Below are 22,842 nucleotides of genomic sequence, written 5' to 3' on the forward strand. Positions count from 1 at the left end.
GTAGTCAAGCCGACCACACCTGCGCATTCAGTCTACAAAGAGGACTTTTAGACTATGGCGATATTATAGACTATTTAGATTTTTCTTCCAATATTCTTTTGAAATTATTAAAGCTATCTTTTAATTTTTTGTCTATTTCATAGTCACCAAAATATGGCCTAAGTGAAGCTGTAGATGGTAGTGCAGGCGCATGACCATATTTCTGCAAATAATCTCGTCTGAATGCTCCTACTTGCGCATAGTATCGCTTCATCTTTTCATAGTACTTTTTTAGACCTTCGGCATATTTCTTGACTCTGGCACTATCAGACTTCGATAATTTATCCAAAGAGTCCATACAACTCTTCATTACAGAGTCAAAATGTTTTTCTGCCTCATCTGTAGATTTTTCAAAGTATTCTTTTACGTTAGGATCATTGCACTTATTGTCGACATCTTCTTTTGCAAGGATCACCTCATCTTTAAGATGTGGCTTTGCTTCGTCGTTCCATATTTTCAAGTATTTATCGTAAGCATCTTTAACTTCTTTATCTTTAAGAGCCTTGTGGGAACCAATTTTAGCATAAAACTCATCAGTCAAACTGATATTCTTATTCACAACGCCTTCGTAGTCACCTCCTTTCCGCACACCTTCAGACATATCATTAAATCTGGGAAGTTTCATCTGTGAGATTAGAACAGACATGTCTTTGTAATCACTTCTACCGGGATTGCCGAAGATTGTCATAGACAAAACCACACTAACAGCAGCTACAGTAAGCACAATGACGCCAACAATAATTCCCCACAGCAAGGGCTTGTTAGCCTTCTTTTTTGGCGGAACCTGATGTGAGCCACTTGAAGTTGACTTAGGACGTTCAAGCGCCTGAGATGATTTTGCTTGCTGATTTTTACTGCTCCTGCCGTTATCCATAAAAATTTCCTCCTAAAATTACACTTTCGCTATTATGTATTTACAAACCAATCATCGTCAAATTAATCTTACCGCGCTCGTCAATTCCAGTAATTTTCACGCGAACAGTTTGCCCTTCTTTCACGAAATCAGTCACTTTTTCAACTCGATGTTCCGCCAATTTCGAAATATGGACCATTCCGTCAACACCAGGAAGTATATTCACAAACGCGCCAAAATCTTTAATGCCGACAACTTTACCTTCGTAAATCTTGCCGACTTCTGGCTCCTCAACCAGACTCTTAATCCAGTTCATAGCCTTTTCAATCGACGCGCCATCTGGGCTAGCCACGGTAATCAAACCATCTTCCTTAATATCAATCTCAGCGCCAGTCTCCGAAGTAATCTTATTGATCGTCTCGCCGCCCTTACCGATAATTACGCCAATCTTATCTGGGTCAATCTTAATCTTCTCAATTCGTGGCGCATACGGGCTGAGCGACTCACGAGGCCCTGGAAGCACACTAAGCATATGTTCCAAAATGTGCGCACGCCCCGCCTTACTCTGCTCAATCGCTTGACGCAATACCGCCACTGGTAGCCCATGAACCTTCATATCCATTTGAAGAGCCGTAATACCCTTTGAGGTTCCGGTTACCTTAAAGTCCATATCGCCAGCAAAGTCCTCAGCGTCAGCAATATCACTCAACACATACGGAGTATCACCGTCCATCATCAATCCCATCGCAATTCCACTCACGGGAGCCGAAATTGGCACGCCAGCGTCCATCAACGCCAAACAGCTAGAACAAGTTGCCGCCATAGAAGTTGAACCGTTCTGGCTCATAATTTCTGTCACCGAGCGAATAGCGTATGGAAAATCCTCTTCAGTTGGCAAAACTGGAAGCAAAGCACGTTCCGCCAAATATCCGTGACCAATCTCACGTCGACCTGGACTGCCCATTCGCTTGACCTCACCAACCGTATAACCCGGCGCATTGTAATGATGCATATAGCGTCGCTCACCGTCGGTAATTTCCATAGTGTCAATCAATTGCGAATAACTAAGCGGCGCCAAAGTTACAATGTTCATTCCTTGAGTCACGCCACGTGTAAACAAGCTAGAACCGTGAGCGCGCGGCAAGAATCCAACTTCCGAGCTGAGCGGACGAATCTCGGTCAATTGTCGACCGTCGGGACGAACTCGCTCGGTAACAATTCCCCGACGAACATCTTTATGCAAAGCCAAAGTGAACGCTTCATCGTAATCACCACGAACTTCGCTATATTCTTCCTCGTCCAGTCCCAATTTTTCCGCCATCGCCTCATGAAACTCGGCACGAATTTCGCTTATCATTTCATTGCGCTCTGGATATGGACGACGGATTTTCTCACCAAATTTCCCATCAGCCCACGCGTTAACTGTTTGCTGAATTGATTCGTCTGGCAAAATTAAATCGTATTCCTGCTGTGCTGGCGCAACTTTTTCCGCCAGTTCGCGTTGCAGGGCAATCGCTGGCTGCATCATCTGGTGAGCCCATGTCATCGCATCAACAATAACATCTTCCGAAACTTCTTTAGCACCAGCCTCGACCATTGTTATACCGCTTTCAATACCAGCCACAACCAAATCAAGATCCGACTTTTCGCGCTCTTCCGGAGTCAAGAACGCCTTAAATTCGCCATTCACTCGACCCACGCGCAAACCAGCCACTGGACCATCAAACGGCGTGCCAGTTAACATTAACGCACTAGACGCAGCGATCATCGCAATCACGTCTGGGCGGAAACTCGGATCCATGCTCAAAACAGTTGCGACGACTTGAATTTCCTGACGATAACCCTTCGGGAAAAGCGGACGGATCGGACGATCAATCAATCGCCCAATCAACACAGCTTCATCGCTCGGGCGACCTTCGCGCTTAATAAATCGGCTGCCAGAAATCTTACCTGCGGCATAAAACTTTTCTTCGTAATCAATCGATAATGGAAAATAATCCAATTGCACTGGACGCGGACTAACCTGAGCACTGCCCAAAACTACAGTGTCGCCATAGCGCACCAAAACGCTACCAGTCGTCCTAAAACCGACGCGATTCACCTCTAAAGTCAGCGGGCGACCACAAAAATCAGTGGTAACACTAAAAATCTCCTTGCCGCTTGGATTGATAATACTCATAAAGAGCTCCTTTCTTGCGGTAGTAACAGGGATGAAATTACTTGGCAATTTAGTCGTCTCATCTCTATCACTTCCGCGTTACAAATTGCTCCTTATATTATACTAAAACCTCAGCCCAAACGCCAGCCGCGAGCGCACTTAACATAATCTTATTAACAGATGAGTGTGATATAATTTACTCATGTCACTTCAGCTAGATTCAGTAAAAAATCGCCAGAAAAGCTGGAAAAGCTATATCTTAACTATAATCGCAATCTTAATGATTCTTGGCGGAGTTTATTTGCTTGCTCTCATCAGCACGCCCCTTATTTTGTCGCAAAACATCAACCCAAAAGACAACCACACCACTCAGCTCATCACTAAAACTGAGAATAAAATTACCGAAAATCGACTTTACATACCAAAAATCGACATAAATTTGCCTTATAGTACTGGCGGCGCCGAAACAATGGAGCGTGGTGCGTGGTGGCGTAAACCAGAAAACGGCAACCCAAAGGATGGCGGCAATTTTGTCTTATCTGCACACCGTTTTATTATGGGCCTAACTCCTCAGCAGACGCTCAGAAAATCGCCTTTTTATAATATTGATAAATTGACTGTCGGCGATGAAATTATCATTGACTATAACGGCGTACGTTACAATTATGTCATCAGCGAAAAACAAAGTGTTAAACCAGACGCCGTGGAAATCGAACAACGCACAGATCAGCCGCAATTAACTCTTTATTCCTGCACTTTGGGCGGCGCAAACGACGGACGAGATGTGATTATCGCCAAATTGAAAAAATAGCCAGAACAACAAAAATCCCCTTTTCGTCAAAGGGGATTTAGGCAGTTTTCAACGTAAATTATTTACGCAAACCTAACTTGGCAACAACTGCTTTGTAACTCTCAAAATCAGTTCGCTCCAAATATTTCAGCAAACGCTTGCGCTTACCAACCATTTGGATCAAGCCGCGACGAGCCATGAAGTCGTGCTTATTCGCCTTCAAATGCTCTGTGACTTCTTTGATACGAGCCGTCAAAACTGACACCTGAGCCTGTGGGCTACCGACGTCGTTTTTATTGACCTGAGTCAAAGCAATTGCTTTCGCTTTATTCTCTTTGCTAATCATAGCTCTGTAATTATACCAAGCTTCTCTGTTTTTTGCAATTAGCTAGTAATTCCAAAGTCCGCCAGAGTCTTTGCGGCGTCAATAGAATAGTCGGCAATTTTCGTACGACGCAAATTCTCACAATACGCTCCCGTCCCTAATTTCTCGCCAATATCCACCGCCAATGTTCGAATATAAGTTCCGCTTGAAACGTGAGTTCTGATCTTTAATTTGGGATATTCGTATGCCAATAATTCCAATGAGTAAATTTCTATCACACGCTTAGGAATCTCAACTTGTTTACCTTCGCGCGCCAATTTATACGCTCTTTCACCGTTAATTTTTATTGCGCTAAAAATCGGCGGCGTCTGCTCAATTTTTCCCACAAATTGACTAATCACTTGCTGAATTTCCTCCAAGCTTGGCTCGCGATTAGACATATCGGTGAATTCGCCCTCTGGATCGCCCGTCGAACTATTCTTGCCCAGAATAATTTCCGCCTCGTACCACTTATCTAACTTAGTGAAAGTTTCAGCTTCGCGGCATTTCTTTCCAGTCACAATAATCATTAGCCCAGTAGCAAACGGATCAAGCGTACCTGTGTGACCAACCTTCACTTTCTTTCCCGCCTGATTAGATAAAACTCGTCGCAAGCGCGCCACCACCCCAAAGCTAGTCATTCCCTGAGGTTTGTCTATGAGAATCACTTCGTCCATTAACTATTGCCCTGGAATATGGAATTGCGCTGGATTGAAGTCCGCATTTTGAGCTGGCTGAGTTGGCATCGCGGTGATCGGCACAGGTGCTGGAGCTTGCGGAGCGGCTACTGGCTCAGGAGCCACCCCTAGCGGTGCAATCTGTGGCAATCCATTTACATCAACACCTGTAGGCGCTGGCGGCATTGGCGGCAAAGCGCCGAAATCTGGCATTGCTGGTGGCATTGGCAAATCGAAACCTGGAATGCTATTTTCAGGATTTGTTATTGCTGGCTCAATTGGCGCAATCGGCTGATTCGAAGCTGGCGCTACTGGATTATTCAATTGATTTGTGTCGTTGGTAATTGCCGAAATAATCGACTCTTCAGATTGCGGCGCAACAGGTATTGTCGACAATTTTTGCTCAGCGGCGTTAGTTGTCGCGAACGGATCAATCTTTGGCGGCTCATCAGACGCACCCATAGCCGCATTTAATGGGGTGTCACCAAACGACGGCGTATTATCGCCCACGTATTTACCGTGCGTTAGAATGGTTTTATTTTGGTCGCTAGCCAATTCCCTAATCTTATCCTCGGCAGCCTGTGTAGTCGTTGCGTTCAGAGTGCCACCCATTAGCGGAGTTTCCTCAAAAGAAAGTTCGCCCTTTGAAACTATTTTTTCACTAGGCTTTTCTTCCTCGGCTTGCGGCTCCTCCTTTATTGGCTCAATTTTAGCCAATTTTTCTTCGGCAATCCTAGCAGACTCTTCTTGCTTTTCCTTCGCCGTTTGTTCAGCTACTTCATCAACATCGCCATTCTTTTCGTGACTAATCGACAAAGTTCCGTCCGCGTGTACAGTTTCCTCATCTTTCTCCGCTTCTTCAGTTTTGTCCTCTGAAGCTTCTTCTTTTTCTGGAGATTTTTCTTCGATCTTTTCAATCTTCTGCGGCTCGTCCTCTACTTCGCTCTCTGCAATCTTTGAAACCACCAATTGCTGATTCGCGCCAGCCGCCATAAGTTCTGCAGCCGTAGTCATAACCTTTGATGACGTATTACTATTACTAAACCTCTCGGTTACCGCCACAATTCCCGTAAGCAAAGCCGTCGCCATCTGCTCGTCCAACGTTACTTTTGGCGTTTTCAGGTCATCAAGAAGCTCAACAACCATTTCGCTCACGCCGCTAGCATTAGATTCGTGCCAATCAACAGAACCCAGACCGCTCTTTACGTCGCCCGCTGTTATAGCCACAACCGTAGCATCGTGCAAAATCTTACCGTGCGCAGTCAAAGCCGTGTCAATACTTTCACTATTTTCAACATTTAGCGCCAGAACCAACTCAACGTTATAATCGCCCTGTGAAAATTCCAAGTCCTTATCCGTAATTGTCGTACGATATGGCGTAATAAAAATCTTCACCGCGTCATCAACAACTTTATAGCGTAAATGATCAGCCTTCTCTTTATCCAAGGCAATAATAAAATCACGTAAAGAATCTGCGGTCTGCTCAAACGTCTTATCAGGATTCAAGAACGTAATTGCTGGCGGAATGTCGCCGCTAAACACAGCCGTAGCGTGCTTCCCTAGTTTATTGAGGAAAATCGTCAATCCTAATGCTGCCGACAATTCGTCGACTGACGGGCTAGAACTCACCGTCACTAAAATATTAGTTACATCCTTGATGCTCTGGATTACTTTTTGCTTTGCTGATCCGTTTGACATGATTTTTCCTATGTTTGTTTTTTTGTAATTACGCTTGGCATCACTATACCATAAGCAGTACCATAAAGTCAATATCTAAGCCACCTCTTTACAATTTATGCTATTTTCTGTATAATTCTTCCTGATTAGCGATACAAATCTATAGAGGTAAAGGAGAAACATGCCAATCATCAAATCCGCCATCAAGCGTGCTAAACAAACCCTAAAGCGCCGCGAGCGAAACATCAGCATTAAAAAAGACATTAAGACCGCTGTTAAAGCTTTCTCTGCAGAACCAAGCACAAAGACTCTTGCTACAGCACAAAGCGAAATCGACACCGCTGTTAAAAAAGGCTTGATTAAGAAAAACACCGCTGCTCGCCGAAAGAGCGCATTGAGCAAAATTGCTAAAAAAGCAGGTGTTACATTAGAAGCTACTAAAAAACCAGCCGCAAAGCCAGCAGCTAAGAAAACTGCCGCTAAAAAAGCTCCAGCAAAGAAGTCAGCTGCTAAAAAAGCTGAAAAATAATCTGTAAAGATTACTAGAAAATACCCCGGAATTAACTGGGGTATTTTTATTTAACATCAGTCGACTAATTGACTCGCCAATTTATATACCTGTTTGATTTCTCTGCTCTCTAATTTCCAGCTACTGAGTTCCATTTTGATCAACTCTGGAAATTTTTTGCTAATATCCCTCAAAGAATTTCCTACCGACTTTCTAACATATTCACTGGAATCTTCTTTTAATGCTGCAATTCGTCTAACAGCTTCACTTGGATTATCCTTGAAATATGGTCTACTCGTCCATATTCTTAATCCTTCTATTACTGCTCTCCTTGTATTAGGATTGTTGTTTTTTAACCATTCATCAATTACCGGGAGTGCTTTTTCATATCCTATTTTCTTGCAAAATTCATCAAATGCCTTTGCCAATACTTCCTGAACTCTCCAATTATCATCTTTGGAAACTTCGTCTCTCATAAATGCTAAGATATCATCTTGTTCTGATAAGTATCCAAAAAGAAATACACCATACATCCTTACCTGATATGTATCAGATTTATATGCTAAAAACGCCAAATTCTTAGCGTATTCTTTATCATTGGATTTATAATCAGCAAAGGCTCTTTTTTCTTCCTCTTTGAAACCATTTTCTATCAAAGAAAATTCTTTTTCTAAACTTACAATATATTCTTTTACGCGAATATCATCCATAAAATCCAGTATCCTCCCTATTCCTTAGTTTATTTTCCAATTCCAACCAGCGCCGCCTCCACAAGCAGCCACGGATTTACAGAAGTTGTTTTCATTTGCAAGTCCGCCCGAAGTAGCGCGTCATTTATCCTCTTCAGTTTTTCCTTATCGACACCTTTTGCTGAAGATGCCAATTTTCGTAAAACATACGGATTAGCCGAAAAATCCGAAGCCACCAACTTACTGTCGCCGTCAGCCAAAACCAACGCTGTCAAGTTAGTTGCCTGCGAGGCAAGCAATCCCATTGTCTGGTAAGCACCATCAACGCCACCTTCCGACTCCAAATAGCTAATTATATCGTGAACCTTATTATAATCACCCGCCAGCGCCGAAATAAATAAATCAAACACATTTTCCGTCCTCGCTAGAGGTATGAAGTTGTCAATTAAATCATCCGTCACTTTTTCCGCCAGCGCCAATTGATCCAAAAAATTACTCAGTCGCAACTGATCAAATCCCAAACGATCGACAATTATCTCTGCTTGACGATTCGTTAATTCACACCCGCGAACTTTCGCCTCCGCCACGCACCACTTTAAAAGCTGCGGTTTTTGACGATCACTAAGCGGTGAAAATTCCTGAACTTTAGCATTTTTCTGCAGCCACTTATACGTTTTCGTTCGCTTATCAATTTTATCTTCCACCAAAATAATCGTCCTGTCATCATCAAACTTAATATCTGGAAGTTGCGACCAAACCTCAGAATTTTCGCCTAGTTTTGAAATCAAATACACCGACGAGTTCATAAACAGCGTCTGCCCAATTGCTATTTCCTGCATTCCAGCCAGCGTCAAATCTTCACCATCGCGTCGCGCCGCTTTTTCGTTGCCGATCAGCTTAGCAATTGCTTGCCGTTTCTCGAATTCATTTTCGCCGTAAAAAAGGTAAATCACTTCGCCTCCACTTGGCAAACTGGACAAATGTGCGTACCGCGTCCAGAAACTTTCATCTTTACAATCTCTTGGTCAGGATGTCGATGGCACGGCTGACCTTCCCGACGAAATACATGCGCAAATGATAGATAGTTACCTTTTCTACCTTCAGCGTCAACATAATTTTTATCCGTCGAGCCTCCCTGATCAATGCTCAATTGCAAAATCTGACGCAGTTCGTTAAACAAATCTTCCAATTGGTTATCACTAACATTTCTAACGCGCGTCTGAGGGTGAATTTTCGCAGCCCACAAAGCTTCATCGGCATAAATATTGCCAACCCCTGCAATCACCGACTGATCAAGAAACGCTGGCTTTATCATCGAATTTTGCCGACGACGAATTCGCTTAATAAAGTCACCCGCCTCAGTTTTTTTATCGAGTGGTTCCGGACCAACTTTCTGCATAAATGGCAAATTTCCTATCTCATCAGTCGGCATCAATTTCATCCAACCAAACTTACGCTGATCATTGAAAAACAGACGCGAACCATCCGTAAAATCAATTTGCACGCGCGTCGATTTATCCGGCAATTCACCAATCAAACTATCATTCGGATGACCGCCAGCAAAACTATTAGCCCCACGAAAAATCAATTGCCCAGTCATCTTAAGATGTATCACCAGCGAATAACGCGTATCAAGATCAATCATCAATACTTTTGCGCGACGTCGCACCGCCGTTACATGCGCACCATATAAAAATTGCTGAACGTCAGTGGGTGAATTGGGAAAGCTTTTTGGCGAATCAAATACCGTCGCTCGCACAACAGCCTGACCTGGCAGCAAATCCGCCAAACCGCGACGAACTGTCTCAACTTCGGGTAGCTCGGGCATTAGGCGAGTCCTATAGCTTAAACAAAGCTTCTTCTTGACTTAGGCCAATTCCAGCCGCCATTTTCTTGCCGTCAGGAATTTGCTTCAAAAACATATCCAAAATCTCGTTCACATTAGCTTGCGCCGAACCTTTAGAGCCGCTACAATCCGACGTCCACAAACTCTTCACAACGGAATTATCCTTCAAAGTTTCGAATTTGTAAATTTTACCGCTAGCACAAATCCCCCGCAAATCGTTTTGCTGCTCAGTTAGCGGCGTACCTTCCATCATTTTTCGCTTATCAAGCGCATAAACCAGCTCCGTATAAGCCTTGCTATTATTGTCCAATTTTTTCTCTGCAATCGGCTTATCCAAATATCCCTCGTACGTTGTCATTTCGCGAGATTCTGGCGAAATAGTGATGCTATATGAGCGGAAATTCTCGTTCGCTACAATCGGTCCACGCACTGTCAATCGAACCGCGCTTCCCACGTCCGTCGACAACAAAGCAACTTGCCCTACGTTAACATTCTGATCTGTTGTTTGACCTGAATCGTTTTTGCCAAATAATGCTCGACCAATCGCAATAACCGCTGCTACCGCCACAACCGTGATAACAATAACCAGCAAAATTGGTACAAATCGAGAAAATGAATTTCGTCGTTGAGTGTATTTCATGGCGTAATTATACCATATTTTCTACACTTCACCCCAATTTACGCCCGTACCGACATCTACTTTCAATTTAATTGGCAATTCTGGACAAACGCCTTCCATTTCCGCTTTCATAATTTCGCTGACTTTCTGGACGTCTTCAGGTTTGCATTCCACCAAAATCGAATCATGAACTTGTAGAATTGCGTCAGCCAAGCCCGACAATTTGTCCTCCAGCCGAATCATTGCCAATTTCATCAAATCCGCTTCCGTGCCTTGAATTGGCATATTCATCGCAGCCCTTTCCGCCGAAGATCGCACCATAAAATTGCTCGATTTTACATCAGGCGTTGGTCGTCGCCTGCCAAAATACGTTTCAACAAACCCCCGTTCCCGCGCTTGAGTTAGAATTTTATCCAAGTACTGACGAATTGGCTTTCGCACCTCAAAATAATGATCAATAAACTTTTTCGCCTCTGTAAATGACATTCCCGTAGCCGCCGCCAAACCGTGCGGGCTCATTCCGTAAAGTACACCAAAATTGATCACTTTTGCTGCTCGACGCTGAGATTTGCTCACTTCGTCAATTGATATTCCGTATGTTTCCGCCGCCGTTTTTGCGTGAATATCAACATCACTATTAAAATCTTCAATCAATTTCTCGTCACCCGCCAACACAGCCGCCAGCCTTAGCTCAAATTGTGAATAATCCGCACCGACAAAAACTTTGCCATCACTCGGAACAAACGCCTGACGAATTTTCCTGCCCAATTCAGTCCGTACCGGAATATTCTGTAAATTCGGATTCGTGCTACTCAGCCGCCCTGTGCTGGTTACATCCTGATTAAACGTGGTGTGAATTCGCCCATCAGTCGCCATCAATTTTGGTAACGCCTCAATGTATGTGCTGATCAATTTTGTCAATTCTCGATATCGCTCAATCAACTCGATAATCGGATGTTGTCCGCATAATTTATCCAGCTCTTTTTGACCTGTTGAATATCCAGTTTTTCCCTTTTTTATGCCCGCAGTTGGTAATTGTAATTTGGTAAACAAAACCTCAGAAAGTTGCGCTGGACTAGACGCATTAAACTCGTATCCAGCCATGGAATACATTTGTTGTTCAAGCTCACCAACTTCCGCCGCCAGCTCATCGCCCATCTGTTTTAATAGAGTATCATCCAACTTCATCCCGCGTTTTTCCATCTGGAATAGCGCCCAAATTACCGGAAAATCAAACTCGTAAGCCACACGCGCAATTTGCGAATTGTTCGACATGTAAACTTTTTGTTCACGATAAATTTTATGCAAGCGAGCCAATTGATAAGGCGCGGAATTGTCGTCAGAAAAATCACCAGACAGCGCATTCAAACTACGATCGCGCTTCAGTGGATCAATCAAAAACGCCGCCTGCTCAACATCCCAAACCTCATGAAAACGCACCGCCACGCCATGATTATCCAGCGCGTGATACAACTGCTTAACATCCGCCGCAATCACAATTCCCTGCGCCAATAATTGCCACACAGATTGACTAATTTCATCAATTTTTGCCGTCCACACTGACTCAGGATTCGAGCTTATATAAATTACATCAGGCTCCGACGAATCGATATATATTATATTTTCCGCCTCAAACATCGACATGTCGGGCAATTTTTCAATTCGTGGAATATCCAACTTCGGTTCTTCTTTTTTCTCATTTTCCGCCGCTTGCATCGTTCGCGGCAATCGTCCGATTAGCGAATTAAATTCTAACTTCTGCAGAATTTCCGTTACTCGCGCAAAATCACAATCGTTAACATCCGCCACATCCCAGTCCAGTTCAATCGGCGCGTCCGTCCAAATTTCCGCCACTTGCTTGGTCAAATATGCCGACTCGCGACCATTTTCCAACTTCGTTCGCAAAGCGCCTTTTTGCTCGTCCAGATGCTCATAAACTCCGTCCAGAGTCTCATATTCTTGCAATAATTTCACTGCCGTTTTCTCACCAATTCCCGGCACTCCCGGCAAATTATCACTTGAATCGCCCTTCAAAGCCTTCAGGTCTAAGAATTGTTCTGTCCGAATTCCGTATTTTTCTTCAAAGTGTTCTGCTGTGAATTCCTCGATATTCCTTAAGCCATTTTTCATGGCGTAAACTTTGGTCATCGGTGATATCAATTGCAATGCGTCCAAATCCGACGTTATCAAGCACGTTTCAATTCCGCGAGATTCCGCTTGCCTGGCAAACGCGCCCATAATATCGTCCGCCTCGTAATCATCAATTTCATAAAGCGGCCAACCAAACGCATCAAGTAGTTCGTGTAAAATCGGAATTTGCTGATAAAAGTCATCTGGCGCTGGCTTGCGACCAGCTTTATATTCTGGATACAATTCCCGCCGCTTGCGGATATTCGTGCCTCGTTTATCCCAAGCTACCGCCACATAATCCGGCTCTAATTTCTTAATCAGCTCAATTGCCAAACTTACAAATCCATACACACCACCAGTCGGAGTTCCGTCAGCCATCGACAATCCCGGCATAGCATAATAACCTCGGTAAAACACCGACTTTCCATCAATAACCACTAGACGCTTCATACTTCTATTGTAGCATTTAAGCGGCTGTCGTTAGACTGTCGTTAGAGAGTTGAGTTAGAGAGTTGATTATTGACGCTTCGGCAAGTTTTTGTTGTATTCCCCCATAATTATCATAAATCTCCCTAAATATTTTTTCAGCATTGAAAGAATCATTGCCCTGTTTTTTCAGCCATTTCTCGTATCTCTCATAGATTTCTCTAAGTTCTTTCATAGAACTGTAGGAGTCATTATCGTGTTCCATCCTACGCCTATGAATCTCCCACTTTTCCCTTTCGTAATTGAAGAGGTGACAGTATTCACTTGTCTTCTTTATATCTGTCTTATCGCTCGTTATTATATGCAAGATTTCTGCCTCACCAAAATTATCAAATCCGACAGAAAATTTATAAATCGATCCCCGTAATATAGAAATAGAAGTAGGCACAAAATCAACTATAGAAAGATCATCTATAAAAACATAATCAAACTTATCTTTATCGTATGGCATCTTATATATCTGATATCGATCTTTCGGATTAGATGACGAAGTGGTAGGATTCTCCCAAATCATCCATACCTGACCAAACTGATCAACAACAGGTTCTTTAACAAATCTTTTCCATGCTTTATTACGATCAAAATTTGATTCTAACTCCTCAACTTGCTCTAATATATTACCCCATTGAACTTTTTTACGATATTCTATAAAACGGCGCCAGATACTAAAATCAGAAAGTGGATCCTGAGGTAACTCTCCAGTATGTCCATGAAGTGTTTCCATAATACTTATCACAAACATACTCTCTATTTGGAAGAATGTCAACAAATTGTTAAAATTAGTACATGACACAACCATACCCGCCACCCACCTTGTCCGCCCTGATAGCATATTATGCTACTGACCAGTATCGCAAAGAGCCCAAGCCGGCCACATTATAATGCTATAATGAAGATATCGCGCGAGCTACTAAAAGACAGTGCGGGCCGATAAATCACGGGGGGTAAAAGTATGTTTGAAGGCAAGACATTTGAATACGATCCGGGTTATGATCCGGAACGGCTTGACGGTGGTGGCGATAACACCGAATCTACACCAGAGCGCAACCGCGAAGTGACACCGCTCATCATTAACGTTGATTGCCCAGAATATAGCGTCACGTACGAAAATCCATATCGCTACGATGCCAACCCACCCCGCCCGCTTGATACCATAGCCGCTACAATTGAAGCACCAATTCGCCAACATTTTATGGGTCGGAATATACTGCTGCGCGGTATCCAGTCGGCACACTTTGGCGTAAGCGATCGCCAGCAACTCATCAAGGAAATAGTCGCCAGAGGAGGCGATAGCTTCACGGTGCAATCTGCTAACCCAACCTATGACATGCATGCTCGACGATGCGACAACTATAGCGGCGAGGAAATTTTCGCCCTGCTACAGGCGTTTCATACTTACAAACCCAAGTGCGATGAGCTACCGCTCGCTCCTGTTGATATCTGGCAGGTGTTCAACGGCGAGAGTTACGAAGAAATCGAGTATCTCCATCCCCGGCACAAGATACCTACGCGCGACCGCTATAAACTGCGGCCCGGCTTCAGCCCTCAGGATGCCCTGCTGGCGATCGTCGTGGTAAATTAACCATTCTAACCGGGGCCGACTGTTTCATATCAAAGTCAAGAGCTCCAGAACAAACTACTCGCAGGAATCAACACAACCAACCGGCAGCCACACCTGTTTGCCACCCAGCTGAAGAGCTGTTACAATAATCCCCATGAGTACAAGCGAGCATAGCTGCAAAATTATCGCCCTTGTCGGTCTGGCCGGTAGCGGTAAAAGTTCGGCTGTCGAATATTTGACAGAAAAAGGATTTCCAAAAATTTACTTCGGTGGCGTTATTTATAAAGCCATGGATGAGGCTGAAATTGAAAAAACTTGGGACAATCAACAACAATTTCGCGAAGAAATTCGTCGCCGTGAGGGCAAAGATTTCGTAATCAAACGCGTCATAAAAAACATCCACGATTTAATAAACGCTGGGCAAAATAAAATCGTTTTGGACGGATTATACACTTGGAGTGAATATAAATTCCTCAAACACGAATTCCCCGGCCAGGTCGTTGTTATTGCCATCGTTACACCAAAATACCTCCGTTATCAACGAATGGCTAAGCGCATAGAGCGCCCAATGCAACCACACGAAGTTGATCAGCGCGACTGGTCAGAAATCGAGAATTTGGAAAAAGGTGGACCAATTGCTATTGCTGATTATTTCATCATTAACGACGGCAGCCTCGAGCAGTTACACCAAAAAATAGACGCCGCAACTCACGACGCCCATTTTTGTAAATCACCCGAACAGTGTTAATTAGTCCAGATATTCGTAAAGTTTTTTCGCGTCTTTGTGCTTGCGAAGTTTTGCTAGTGCCTTAGCTTCAATCTGACGGATTCGCTCACGCGTAACCGCAAACTCCTGACCAACTTCTTCCAAAGTGTGGTTTTTTCCATTGTCCAAACCAAAACGCATTCGAACAATTTTCTGCTCGCGATCACTCAAACTTGATAGAATTTCCTGAACTTGCTCTTTTAATAATTGATTTGAAGCGGAATCTTCTGGCGAAACCGTATCTTCGTCAACGATAAAATCTTGCAACACAGAATCGTCATCTTCACCGTCACGTCCAACACCAGCATCCAAAGAAGAAATGTCCTGTTTAATCTTAATGACATATTCAATTTTCTCTGGCTCCATGTCCAGCTCTTTAGACAATTCTTCAATTGTCGGCTCACGGTTTAATTCCTGTGTCATTCGTCGCTGAGTACGCAGCAATTTATTGATCGTTTCCACCATGTGAACTGGAATACGAATCGTTCGCGCTTGATCAGCAATCGCACGCGTAATTGCCTGGCGAATCCACCAAGTCGCATAAGTCGAAAACTTAAATCCCTTATCTGGATCAAACTTCTCAACCGCACGCAAAAGTCCAGTATTTCCCTCTTGAATCAGATCCAAAAAGTCCAAGCCACGACCAGAATAACGCTTAGCAATCGACACCACCAAACGCATATTCGCCTCAGCCATCTTATCCTTAGCCTTTTTATCGCCTTCAACAATTCGTCGCGCCAAGTCCATTTCCTCTTCAGCGCTAAGTAGTGGAATCTTACCGATTTCACGCAAGTACAACCTGACCGAGTCGTCCGACACGTCGTCCAAATATTGCCCAGTTGTCAACGAATCCAAATCTTCCGATTCTTCTTCGTCTATAAGCGTTGGGTCAAAATCATCATCTTCATTTAAGTTTACTGGCTTCGTCGTGATATCGTCGCTCACATTTTCTCCTTAATCAGATTATTTAAGCTCTGGCGTAAATTCTGAGACAAAGCCTCATCGCCCGACGCCTCGGCCTCTCTAAGCTGCGTTAATAATTGATTTTTTTTGTTTTCGCGATGTTTGATTGTTATCTGTCTGACTAGCCGAGCCATCTCTTCGTCTAAGCTTTTTTGCTCCCAATTGGCGTAACGACTTTCACTTTTCAACTGTACTATTTTCACATACTGTTCGATTTTTTGCAAGTCCAGCGGAACCTCGCCCAAATCCGCGTCTGGGTTCTTCCGCAAATAACCAATCAGTTGCCGCGCGTTGTCATCATCCAACATTTCGCCAGAAACCGCCACCAACCAACGCCGCACAGATTTTTCACTCGCTGCCAACCCCGCCAGCATATCCTCAGTTTCATCCTGAACCGGAGTCGGTTTTTCTTTCTCAATTTTCGCCTTTTTCAATTGATGCTCAGTGACTTTTTCATTCGACAATTTTGCCTTCAGCGCGGTAATTGACGCGCCAGTTTTTTCAGAAATCACCGACAAATAATGCTCTTGCTCCACCGGGTCTTTCAAGCCTCGGACAATCCTCAGCGCAATAGTCGAAAATCGCCGCTTGCCTTCTGCCGACTTCAAATTCTCCATTTCCGCGTATCTGGCAATCACCCAATCCACCGCTGGCTGAGATTGGTCAATCGCTGCTTGCCAAAGCGCTGGATCTTTTTGGATCAATTCGTCTGGATCTTTGACGCCATCAGGCAAACTCACCACTTCCAACTCCACGCCGACTTCCTGCGCCAAGTTGATTGCCCGCTCCGTCGCGTTAACTCCCGCTCGATCGCCATCAAACGCCAAGCGAATCCGCCCTGCCAATCGACTAAGCGACTTCAAATGCTGCGTCGTCATCGCCGTTCCAGAGGTCGCAACCACGTTTTTGACGCCCGCTTGATGACTGCTAATTACATCCAAATTGCCCTCAACAATCACTGCCACATCGCTTTTTCGAATCGCTTCCTTGGCTTGATGCAAACCAAAAATATGTCGCGATTTATCGAATAACAGCGTTTGCGGCGTGTTCAAGTATTTTGGCGCGCGCGGATCGTCACGAATAATTCTGCCCGTAAATCCCACAACTTCGCCATTGCCATCACTCAAAGCCACCATCATTCGCCCGCGAAACAAATCGCCACCAAACCGATTCGACAAGCCAGCGTCCGCCAATTCCTGCCTAGAAAATCCTCTTTTTTCCAATGCTTTCGTCAACGTGTCGCCATTCTCCGGCGCATAGCCAATCAAAAAATCACCAATCGTCTGACGATTTAATCGCCGTTTTTTAACCACATAATTTAACGCTGTCGAATTTTTCACCAAATTCTGCTGATAAAAATTAGCGGCTAATTTCAGCGCTTCCCTAGCCCTGGCGCGACGCTTGGCTGTTCGTCCATCGCCGTTAGAAAACAAAGTCAGATCAACGCCCGCCTTCCGAGCCAAATGTTCCAGTGATTGACGAAAATCCATTCCTTCCACCATCATCACAAACGTAAAAATATCGCCACCTTTTCCAGAAGAAAAATCGTGCCAAATCTGCTTTTCTGGACTGACCATAAAGCTTGGGGTTCGCTCGTCGGTAAACGGACTTAAACCCTTCAAGTTGCGCCCCGCTCGCTTCAACTGGACATACTCACCAATCACATCCTCGATGTTCAGTCGTGCCCGCACTTCTTCTTTGGCATCATTCATATTTTTATTATATCACTCTTTACCTCTGTTATTGTTTGTGGTTAAATAGAAATATGTATCCTGACAATTTGAATAACCAACCTCAAGGTATCGATTATCTGAATCAAATTGCCACACCTCCGCCAGCGGAAGGTTTTGATAAAAAAACCAAAATCATCATCGCTATTTTAAGCTTTATTGGTCTGATAACCCTAATTGCGATATTCGTTTTTTCACAAGATTCTATGCCAAATACTAATCCGTCACAAGTTGCATCACGTGTTAATAAGTTACTCACTATTTCCAAAAAATACAATAATAAGTTCCGCTCAACCAGTCTACAGACCACCAATAGTTCCCTGGTTGCAGTACTAACCACCGCAGACGCCTCAATGGGCGAAGCACTTCAGGCAACCGGCATCAATTATAAGGAGAAACAGAAGGACATCCTCGCTCTAGATCCGTCAGAAAAATTAGAGAAAAAGTTGGACGAAGCCCTTCTAAATGCGCAATTGGATATTACCTATGCCCATGAGATGAACGTGCAAATAACAGATACGATCAACATGATGAAAAAGGTATACAAGTCCACCAAGTCAAAAAAGATGCGCGAATGGCTAGTAAAAACTGCTGGCGATTTAGAGAATATTCAGAAACAAATCAATCAAATTATTAAAGCAGATTAAGCTTCCGAGACTAATCGATAGCTCAACCTCGCCAAGTCAAAGATCTCTTCGTCAGTCAATTGACCTGAACAAATAATTGTATTCCAATGCTTCTTATTTAAGTGATAGCCTGGTAAAACCGTTTCGTATTTTTCTCGTAAATTCTGCGCCAACAACGGATCGCATTTTAAGCTTACTCTAAGCGGCTTTGAGCCTTCCGTCACCAATGCCACCATTTTCCCCGCACCGTCATTATCTCGACCAAATTTATACACCGCAATATTCTCGCCAAATGGATAATCCAGCCATATGCCCGGCAAACTTAGGATAAATTCTTCAAATTGTTTATGTGTCATACTTTCACCTTTTTCAAATAATATTCAAGTTCCATAATACTGCCGCGGATGTCTTCCAGCGCTCGATGATCTTCTGGCTTGGCGAATTTCTTACCGTATTTACCTTCAAACACCACCTTCCATGCACTCACGTCCAACACACGATAATGTAGTCTTTTTGACAACGTTGTCCACCATTGGTCAATAAATCGACGATCCTGATGGATTGAATTGCCCGCTAACAAAATCCTCGTCTCGCCCGCAAAATATTCATCACAAAATGCCAACAATTCGTGTTCTATTTCTGCCAAAGGTTTACCCGATTCATTCTGCTCCTCCAGCCCGCGTCGCGCTTCCGGATGCTCATTCCAAAAACCAGCATTTCGATCTAACAACTTAGCCAACTTTTCCGAATCGTGGCGCACAATTCCTTCGTACGTCGCAATTTCCTTAAAATTCCAATCCGTCGCAATTGCCGCCACTTCCAAAATCTCATCACGTACTGGATCTAGTCCAGTCATCTCCAAATCCACCCATAAAATCTTTTTCGGCTTACTCATACTATCTATTATACACTCGTTATCTGTTTATCTGACCATAAAAAGCTTCTTGCTGCTCGCTCGTTAACACATTCTGCACTTCAGCCCAAACCTTAGCCTCCGCCTCATGGACATTGTGACTATTTACCGCAGACCCGTCTAGGACCTGATGCAATTGACCCTTGGTGATAACTCGCTGATGTCGTAAATCAAACAATACTCTTACTTGTTTATTAGCCTTGTTTTTCATTGCGTCCACTATCAGCGCGATTTGCTCATCTGTTATGGCGGGGATTTTTTGCTGCCGCTCTGGACCGAGTATCAGCGAGCCGACTTTCGGCCGCGTCACACGAACCAAGTCACCATTAGGAGCAACTCTATCACCAAGGGATTCAGGCACAGCGCTGCTACTCAAGGCTTGAGCAACTTGATTCTTGGTTACTGGTAAAATTGTGTTGAGTGTGTATCGACGACCATCATGCGCATCATACCACCACGGTAAAGCCAGCACTAACGTCAACGCCTCCGAGCCCATACGTCGCACTAAGCTGTGCGAACTAATTTCATACTCAGAAATACCACGTTCGCCGGTGTGAATGTTCGTGTATTGGTTGACTGTTGTTCGTCCAATGCGCCGACTACCAGCTTTGGCATACAATAATTCCTGAAACCCGCGCACCAAAGCCACTGATATATTGTGTTTTTCCTCGCTGTTTAGTTCACCCATGTCGATGTCGTTTGGATTAACCGACAGACGCCGACATATTTTACTAAATTGATAGTGAATATTGTCCGCCTTATTCGGATCAATACCATTAGTCAGGTAGACGTCATTGTCAGTACGACAGCCGTCATAAATCTCTCTGGTTTTCAAAAAAGCATCGTATTCGGCAAAAAAGTCATCTGTTGTATCGGGGCTGACAAATTCCTGGAACAATTCCTTTGGTTGATGCCAGGCGGCAAAGCCACCGCCAGAAACGGAAGCCGCAATTGCTGATAATGCCAGTACTTCCCGCAAACTTCCTCCAGTTCTAATCATTTCTGCTAATGACCGAGAAAGTTCTGGCGACAATGGTAAACTATCCATAAACTCACCAATTTTTGTGATCTGCCCCTCTCCATCAATTGCTTCCAGGGTTTCCAGCAAATCGTACGACTCTTGAATAACTTTTTTACTAGCAACAGGATGCATCAGGTATCGGTTCAGATCCTCAAAATCACCATTCAGATGGATAGCCGACAAAACGTTGCGCACAATATTCGTGTGATATATCTCCGGTGGAATATGCTGTTCACGGGACGCAATATCATAAAATCCTTTCAGCTCATCTGGCAAATAAATCTTATCGTAAGATATCGGACGAGCCAATACGAATTTAGCTCCATCAATATCACGTCCACCACGTCCCGCCTGTTGCATCAGCTCTGCCTGGGTACATAATCGAGGAGGCAGCCCTTCTGCGCCTTCTTCACCAATCTCCTTACTCTTCGTCAGTCCATTTGACAGCACCAAATCAACCTCAGGGATGGTGATGCCAGACTGTCCAGCTGAGGTCGAAACGATGATAAACGACTCATCTTCTGCTGGTTTGGCAGTAAAAATCTCTCGGCGCGCAGCTTCTGATATGCCAGAATGTAGTTTGAAAAATCGTATTTTCCCGGATTGATGGCGAGTATGACGTTTGATTGACGCAATGGTCTCATCAATACTCCTCACGCCTTCAACAAAGATTAGTGATTTTTTCGAGTCCTTACCATATTCAAGGTAAGCTTCGGATACGGTATTCACCTTATCTTCTTCAATATCAATATCATGCGGCCGACCCTTAATGGTTACGACTGGTAGTTCTGACCCATTAATATCTTCGTACATCGCCTGAGAAACTTCTGTATCAGGCGTGGCACTAGAAAAAGCCATATGCCATTTGCCGGTATTCTCTATCGATTTTGCCGCCAGAGCGGTAGCAAATTCCATCTCCAAATTGGCTTCATGTATTTCATCAACCAGGATAAGCGTCTTCTCGTCCTGCCAGTCGCTAGAAAATTGTTCCAGCTTTTTCGTAAACGTTGCTGGAGTCATGAAACAGAGCCTAGTGTCCGGCGTCGCTTCAGTGGCACGTCCGTGAATCTTGCCCACCAAGTGATTAGGATATTGTTCGCCAAGCTGTTCACGCAAACTCTTCTCGACATATTCAGTAACATTATCGACGATAACCCGCCGCGGCATCAACACCACGACACGATCAAACCGCTCCAGTGCATACTGAGCGGTTTGTGTCGTTTTACCACTACCCGTCGGTCCGCACAGCCAGGATATTTTACTTTCCGATAATGTGTCTAATATCTCTGCTTTGTGCTTATATGCAGGTAGTTTTTTGTCACCAAGATCATAGTCAGCAAAAGGAGTTTCCGGTAGTTTACTGTACCGTTCCCGCAATTCTTTTAAACGCTGTCGCCTCTGTTCGGGCGGTTCACCATAACTATACGACGGTTGACTGGGTCTTTCAATATTTCGACTCAATAAATGACTACTGCCAGGTTCTTGCGATCTACGTAAATAGCTCGGACGCCGAACTCCATCTTTCACACTACTCTCTCCTCTATACTCACATTGTAGATAGGAGAAAGTAAAATAGCAAACGTAAGCGTCTTAGCTTTTTCTTGTCTAGTTTGTCTAACTTAAAAAACGAATATTTGTATAGCAAATCGCAATTTGTATTACACTGCCGCCTCCCTTTTGCATTTATGTTATTTTCAAGCGCGCTATGATACACTGGTGTCATGACCAAACGTATTCTCCTCAAACTCTCCGGTGAACAACTTCAAGGCGAATTCGCCAGCGGCTTTGACCCAAAACGCGCTCGCTGGATTGCTGAACAAATTCGACCAGCGCTGGACGACGGGGCTGAAATTGTAATTATGGTTGGCGGCGGCAATTACGTTCGCGGCAATCAAATCATCGGTCAAGGAATTCAACCTGTTTCCGCTCATAATATCGGGATGCTTTCTACGCTAATGAATGCAATTGCCCTAGCTGACGTATTAAATGACGCGGGACTGCCAACTCGCGCATTGTCCACAGTTGAAGTCAATCAATTTATCGACCACTATACTTTCCGACGTGCCATTAGCCATATTAAGAAAAATCGCATCGTTATTGTGGCTTGCGGCACCGGCCGACCATTTCTGACTACTGATACTGCAGCGTTAAATCTGGCACTGGAAATGCAATGCGATGCCGTGGTTAAAACAACGAAGGTCGACGGAGTTTACGACAAAGATCCTATGAAATTCCCTGACGCTGTAAAAATTGATCATTTATCTTACCAAGAAGCCCTGACAAATCCTAACATTGCCGTTATGGACAAGGCAGCAATTGGACTAGCTATGGACGAGCATATTCCAGTCATCATTTGCGACCTGCTAACAGACGGAAATATTCTCCGCGCAACCCGCGGAGAATCAGTAGGCACGCTTATTAGTTAA

22 protein-coding genes are annotated in these 22,842 nt (G+C 44.1%); 6 read left to right on the forward strand and 16 right to left on the reverse strand.

Features of this window, described 5'->3' with window-relative positions:
• Positions 1-70: 70 nt before the first annotated feature.
• The gene (locus LRM49_RS03445) at positions 71-913 is read right to left on the reverse strand and encodes a hypothetical protein (RefSeq protein WP_243777799.1); all 843 of its coding nucleotides are present in this window, start codon (positions 911-913) and stop codon (positions 71-73) included.
• A 40-nt stretch (positions 914-953) separates the two neighbouring features.
• On the reverse strand, positions 954-3,071 hold the full coding sequence (gene pnp / locus LRM49_RS03450) for a polyribonucleotide nucleotidyltransferase (protein WP_243777800.1): 2,118 nt from the start codon (positions 3,069-3,071) through the stop codon (positions 954-956).
• Positions 3,072-3,252: 181 nt separating this feature from the next.
• Here pnp and LRM49_RS03455 point away from each other — a divergent pair, with 181 nt between their 5' ends.
• The gene (locus tag LRM49_RS03455) at positions 3,253-3,861 is read left to right on the forward strand and encodes a sortase (protein ID WP_243777801.1); all 609 of its coding nucleotides are present in this window, start codon (positions 3,253-3,255) and stop codon (positions 3,859-3,861) included.
• Between the two features lie 58 nt (positions 3,862-3,919).
• On the opposite strand, the gene rpsO is transcribed toward LRM49_RS03455, so the two are convergent.
• The 3 genes from rpsO to LRM49_RS03470 are packed head-to-tail and all read right to left on the reverse strand — an operon-like array spanning position 3,920 to position 6,579.
• Positions 3,920-4,186 (reverse strand): 30S ribosomal protein S15, encoded by a 267-nt coding sequence (gene rpsO / locus LRM49_RS03460; protein ID WP_129632131.1) that lies wholly within the window; start codon positions 4,184-4,186, stop codon positions 3,920-3,922.
• A 38-nt stretch (positions 4,187-4,224) separates the two neighbouring features.
• Complete coding sequence (gene truB / locus LRM49_RS03465; protein WP_243777802.1) at positions 4,225-4,881, reverse strand: tRNA pseudouridine(55) synthase TruB; 657 nt, start codon at positions 4,879-4,881, stop codon at positions 4,225-4,227.
• A gap of 3 nt (positions 4,882-4,884) precedes the next feature.
• Positions 4,885-6,579 (reverse strand): DHH family phosphoesterase, encoded by a 1,695-nt coding sequence (locus LRM49_RS03470; RefSeq protein WP_243777803.1) that lies wholly within the window; start codon positions 6,577-6,579, stop codon positions 4,885-4,887.
• Positions 6,580-6,739: 160 nt separating this feature from the next.
• On the opposite strand from LRM49_RS03470, the gene rpsT reads away from it, so the two are divergent.
• Positions 6,740-7,087 carry a 30S ribosomal protein S20 gene (gene rpsT, locus LRM49_RS03475; protein WP_253073849.1) on the forward strand — a complete coding sequence of 116 codons (348 nt, stop codon included), beginning with the start codon at positions 6,740-6,742 and terminating at the stop codon, positions 7,085-7,087.
• Between the two features lie 56 nt (positions 7,088-7,143).
• Here rpsT and LRM49_RS03480 read toward each other — a convergent pair whose 3' ends face one another.
• Genes LRM49_RS03480 through LRM49_RS03505 form a run of 6 tightly spaced genes read right to left on the reverse strand, consistent with a single transcriptional unit; the run spans position 7,144 to position 13,560 of the window.
• The gene (locus LRM49_RS03480; protein WP_243777804.1) at positions 7,144-7,776 is read right to left on the reverse strand and encodes a DNA alkylation repair protein; all 633 of its coding nucleotides are present in this window, start codon (positions 7,774-7,776) and stop codon (positions 7,144-7,146) included.
• A 29-nt stretch (positions 7,777-7,805) separates the two neighbouring features.
• Entirely contained in the window at positions 7,806-8,708 is a 903-nt protein-coding gene (gene holA, locus LRM49_RS03485) for a DNA polymerase III subunit delta (protein ID WP_243777805.1), read from the reverse strand.
• The gene (gene mutM, locus LRM49_RS03490) at positions 8,705-9,583 is read right to left on the reverse strand and encodes a bifunctional DNA-formamidopyrimidine glycosylase/DNA-(apurinic or apyrimidinic site) lyase (protein ID WP_243777806.1); all 879 of its coding nucleotides are present in this window, start codon (positions 9,581-9,583) and stop codon (positions 8,705-8,707) included. Before mutM ends, holA begins: the two co-directional genes overlap by 4 nt.
• Positions 9,584-9,593: 10 nt before the next feature.
• Positions 9,594-10,241 carry a hypothetical protein gene (locus LRM49_RS03495; RefSeq protein WP_129632112.1) on the reverse strand — a complete coding sequence of 216 codons (648 nt, stop codon included), beginning with the start codon at positions 10,239-10,241 and terminating at the stop codon, positions 9,594-9,596.
• Between the two features lie 21 nt (positions 10,242-10,262).
• Entirely contained in the window at positions 10,263-12,800 is a 2,538-nt protein-coding gene (gene polA, locus LRM49_RS03500) for a DNA polymerase I (protein ID WP_243777807.1), read from the reverse strand.
• 16 nt (positions 12,801-12,816) lie between these two features.
• Positions 12,817-13,560 carry a hypothetical protein gene (locus LRM49_RS03505; RefSeq protein ID WP_243777808.1) on the reverse strand — a complete coding sequence of 248 codons (744 nt, stop codon included), beginning with the start codon at positions 13,558-13,560 and terminating at the stop codon, positions 12,817-12,819.
• Between the two features lie 228 nt (positions 13,561-13,788).
• Here LRM49_RS03505 and LRM49_RS03510 point away from each other — a divergent pair, with 228 nt between their 5' ends.
• Both LRM49_RS03510 and LRM49_RS03515 read left to right on the forward strand, forming a co-directional pair.
• Positions 13,789-14,418 (forward strand): hypothetical protein, encoded by a 630-nt coding sequence (locus LRM49_RS03510; RefSeq protein WP_243777809.1) that lies wholly within the window; start codon positions 13,789-13,791, stop codon positions 14,416-14,418.
• A gap of 133 nt (positions 14,419-14,551) precedes the next feature.
• The gene (locus LRM49_RS03515) at positions 14,552-15,145 is read left to right on the forward strand and encodes an AAA family ATPase (RefSeq protein WP_243777810.1); all 594 of its coding nucleotides are present in this window, start codon (positions 14,552-14,554) and stop codon (positions 15,143-15,145) included.
• Here the strand turns inward: LRM49_RS03515 and rpoD are convergent, their stop codons facing one another.
• A complete protein-coding gene (gene rpoD, locus LRM49_RS03520; RefSeq protein WP_376787544.1) occupies positions 15,146-16,096 on the reverse strand; it encodes an RNA polymerase sigma factor RpoD in 951 nt (316 codons plus the stop codon). It abuts the gene before it with no gap.
• Between the two features lie 8 nt (positions 16,097-16,104).
• The gene (dnaG, locus tag LRM49_RS03525) at positions 16,105-17,838 is read right to left on the reverse strand and encodes a DNA primase (RefSeq protein WP_243777811.1); all 1,734 of its coding nucleotides are present in this window, start codon (positions 17,836-17,838) and stop codon (positions 16,105-16,107) included.
• Between the two features lie 68 nt (positions 17,839-17,906).
• On the opposite strand from dnaG, the gene LRM49_RS03530 reads away from it, so the two are divergent.
• Positions 17,907-18,503, forward strand: coding sequence for a hypothetical protein (locus LRM49_RS03530; protein WP_243777812.1), 597 nt, complete (start codon positions 17,907-17,909; stop codon positions 18,501-18,503).
• On the opposite strand, the gene LRM49_RS03535 is transcribed toward LRM49_RS03530, so the two are convergent.
• From LRM49_RS03535 to LRM49_RS03545, 3 genes are read right to left on the reverse strand one after another with little or no spacing between them, the layout of a single operon-like run.
• Positions 18,500-18,838, reverse strand: a complete 339-nt coding sequence (locus LRM49_RS03535; RefSeq protein WP_243777813.1) for an MmcQ/YjbR family DNA-binding protein — start codon at positions 18,836-18,838, stop codon at positions 18,500-18,502. The genes LRM49_RS03530 and LRM49_RS03535 overlap by 4 nt on opposite strands.
• A complete protein-coding gene (gene orn / locus LRM49_RS03540; RefSeq protein WP_243777814.1) occupies positions 18,835-19,377 on the reverse strand; it encodes an oligoribonuclease in 543 nt (180 codons plus the stop codon). The genes LRM49_RS03535 and orn overlap by 4 nt, the downstream gene beginning before the upstream one ends.
• Before the next feature lie 19 nt (positions 19,378-19,396).
• On the reverse strand, positions 19,397-21,943 hold the full coding sequence (locus LRM49_RS03545) for a helicase-related protein (protein WP_243777815.1): 2,547 nt from the start codon (positions 21,941-21,943) through the stop codon (positions 19,397-19,399).
• A 194-nt stretch (positions 21,944-22,137) separates the two neighbouring features.
• Here LRM49_RS03545 and pyrH point away from each other — a divergent pair, with 194 nt between their 5' ends.
• Positions 22,138-22,842, forward strand: a complete 705-nt coding sequence (pyrH, locus tag LRM49_RS03550; RefSeq protein WP_243777816.1) for a UMP kinase — start codon at positions 22,138-22,140, stop codon at positions 22,840-22,842.

The organism is Candidatus Nanosynbacter sp. HMT-352, from assembly GCF_022819365.1.
Lineage (GTDB): Bacteria > Patescibacteriota > Saccharimonadia > Saccharimonadales > Saccharimonadaceae > Nanosynbacter.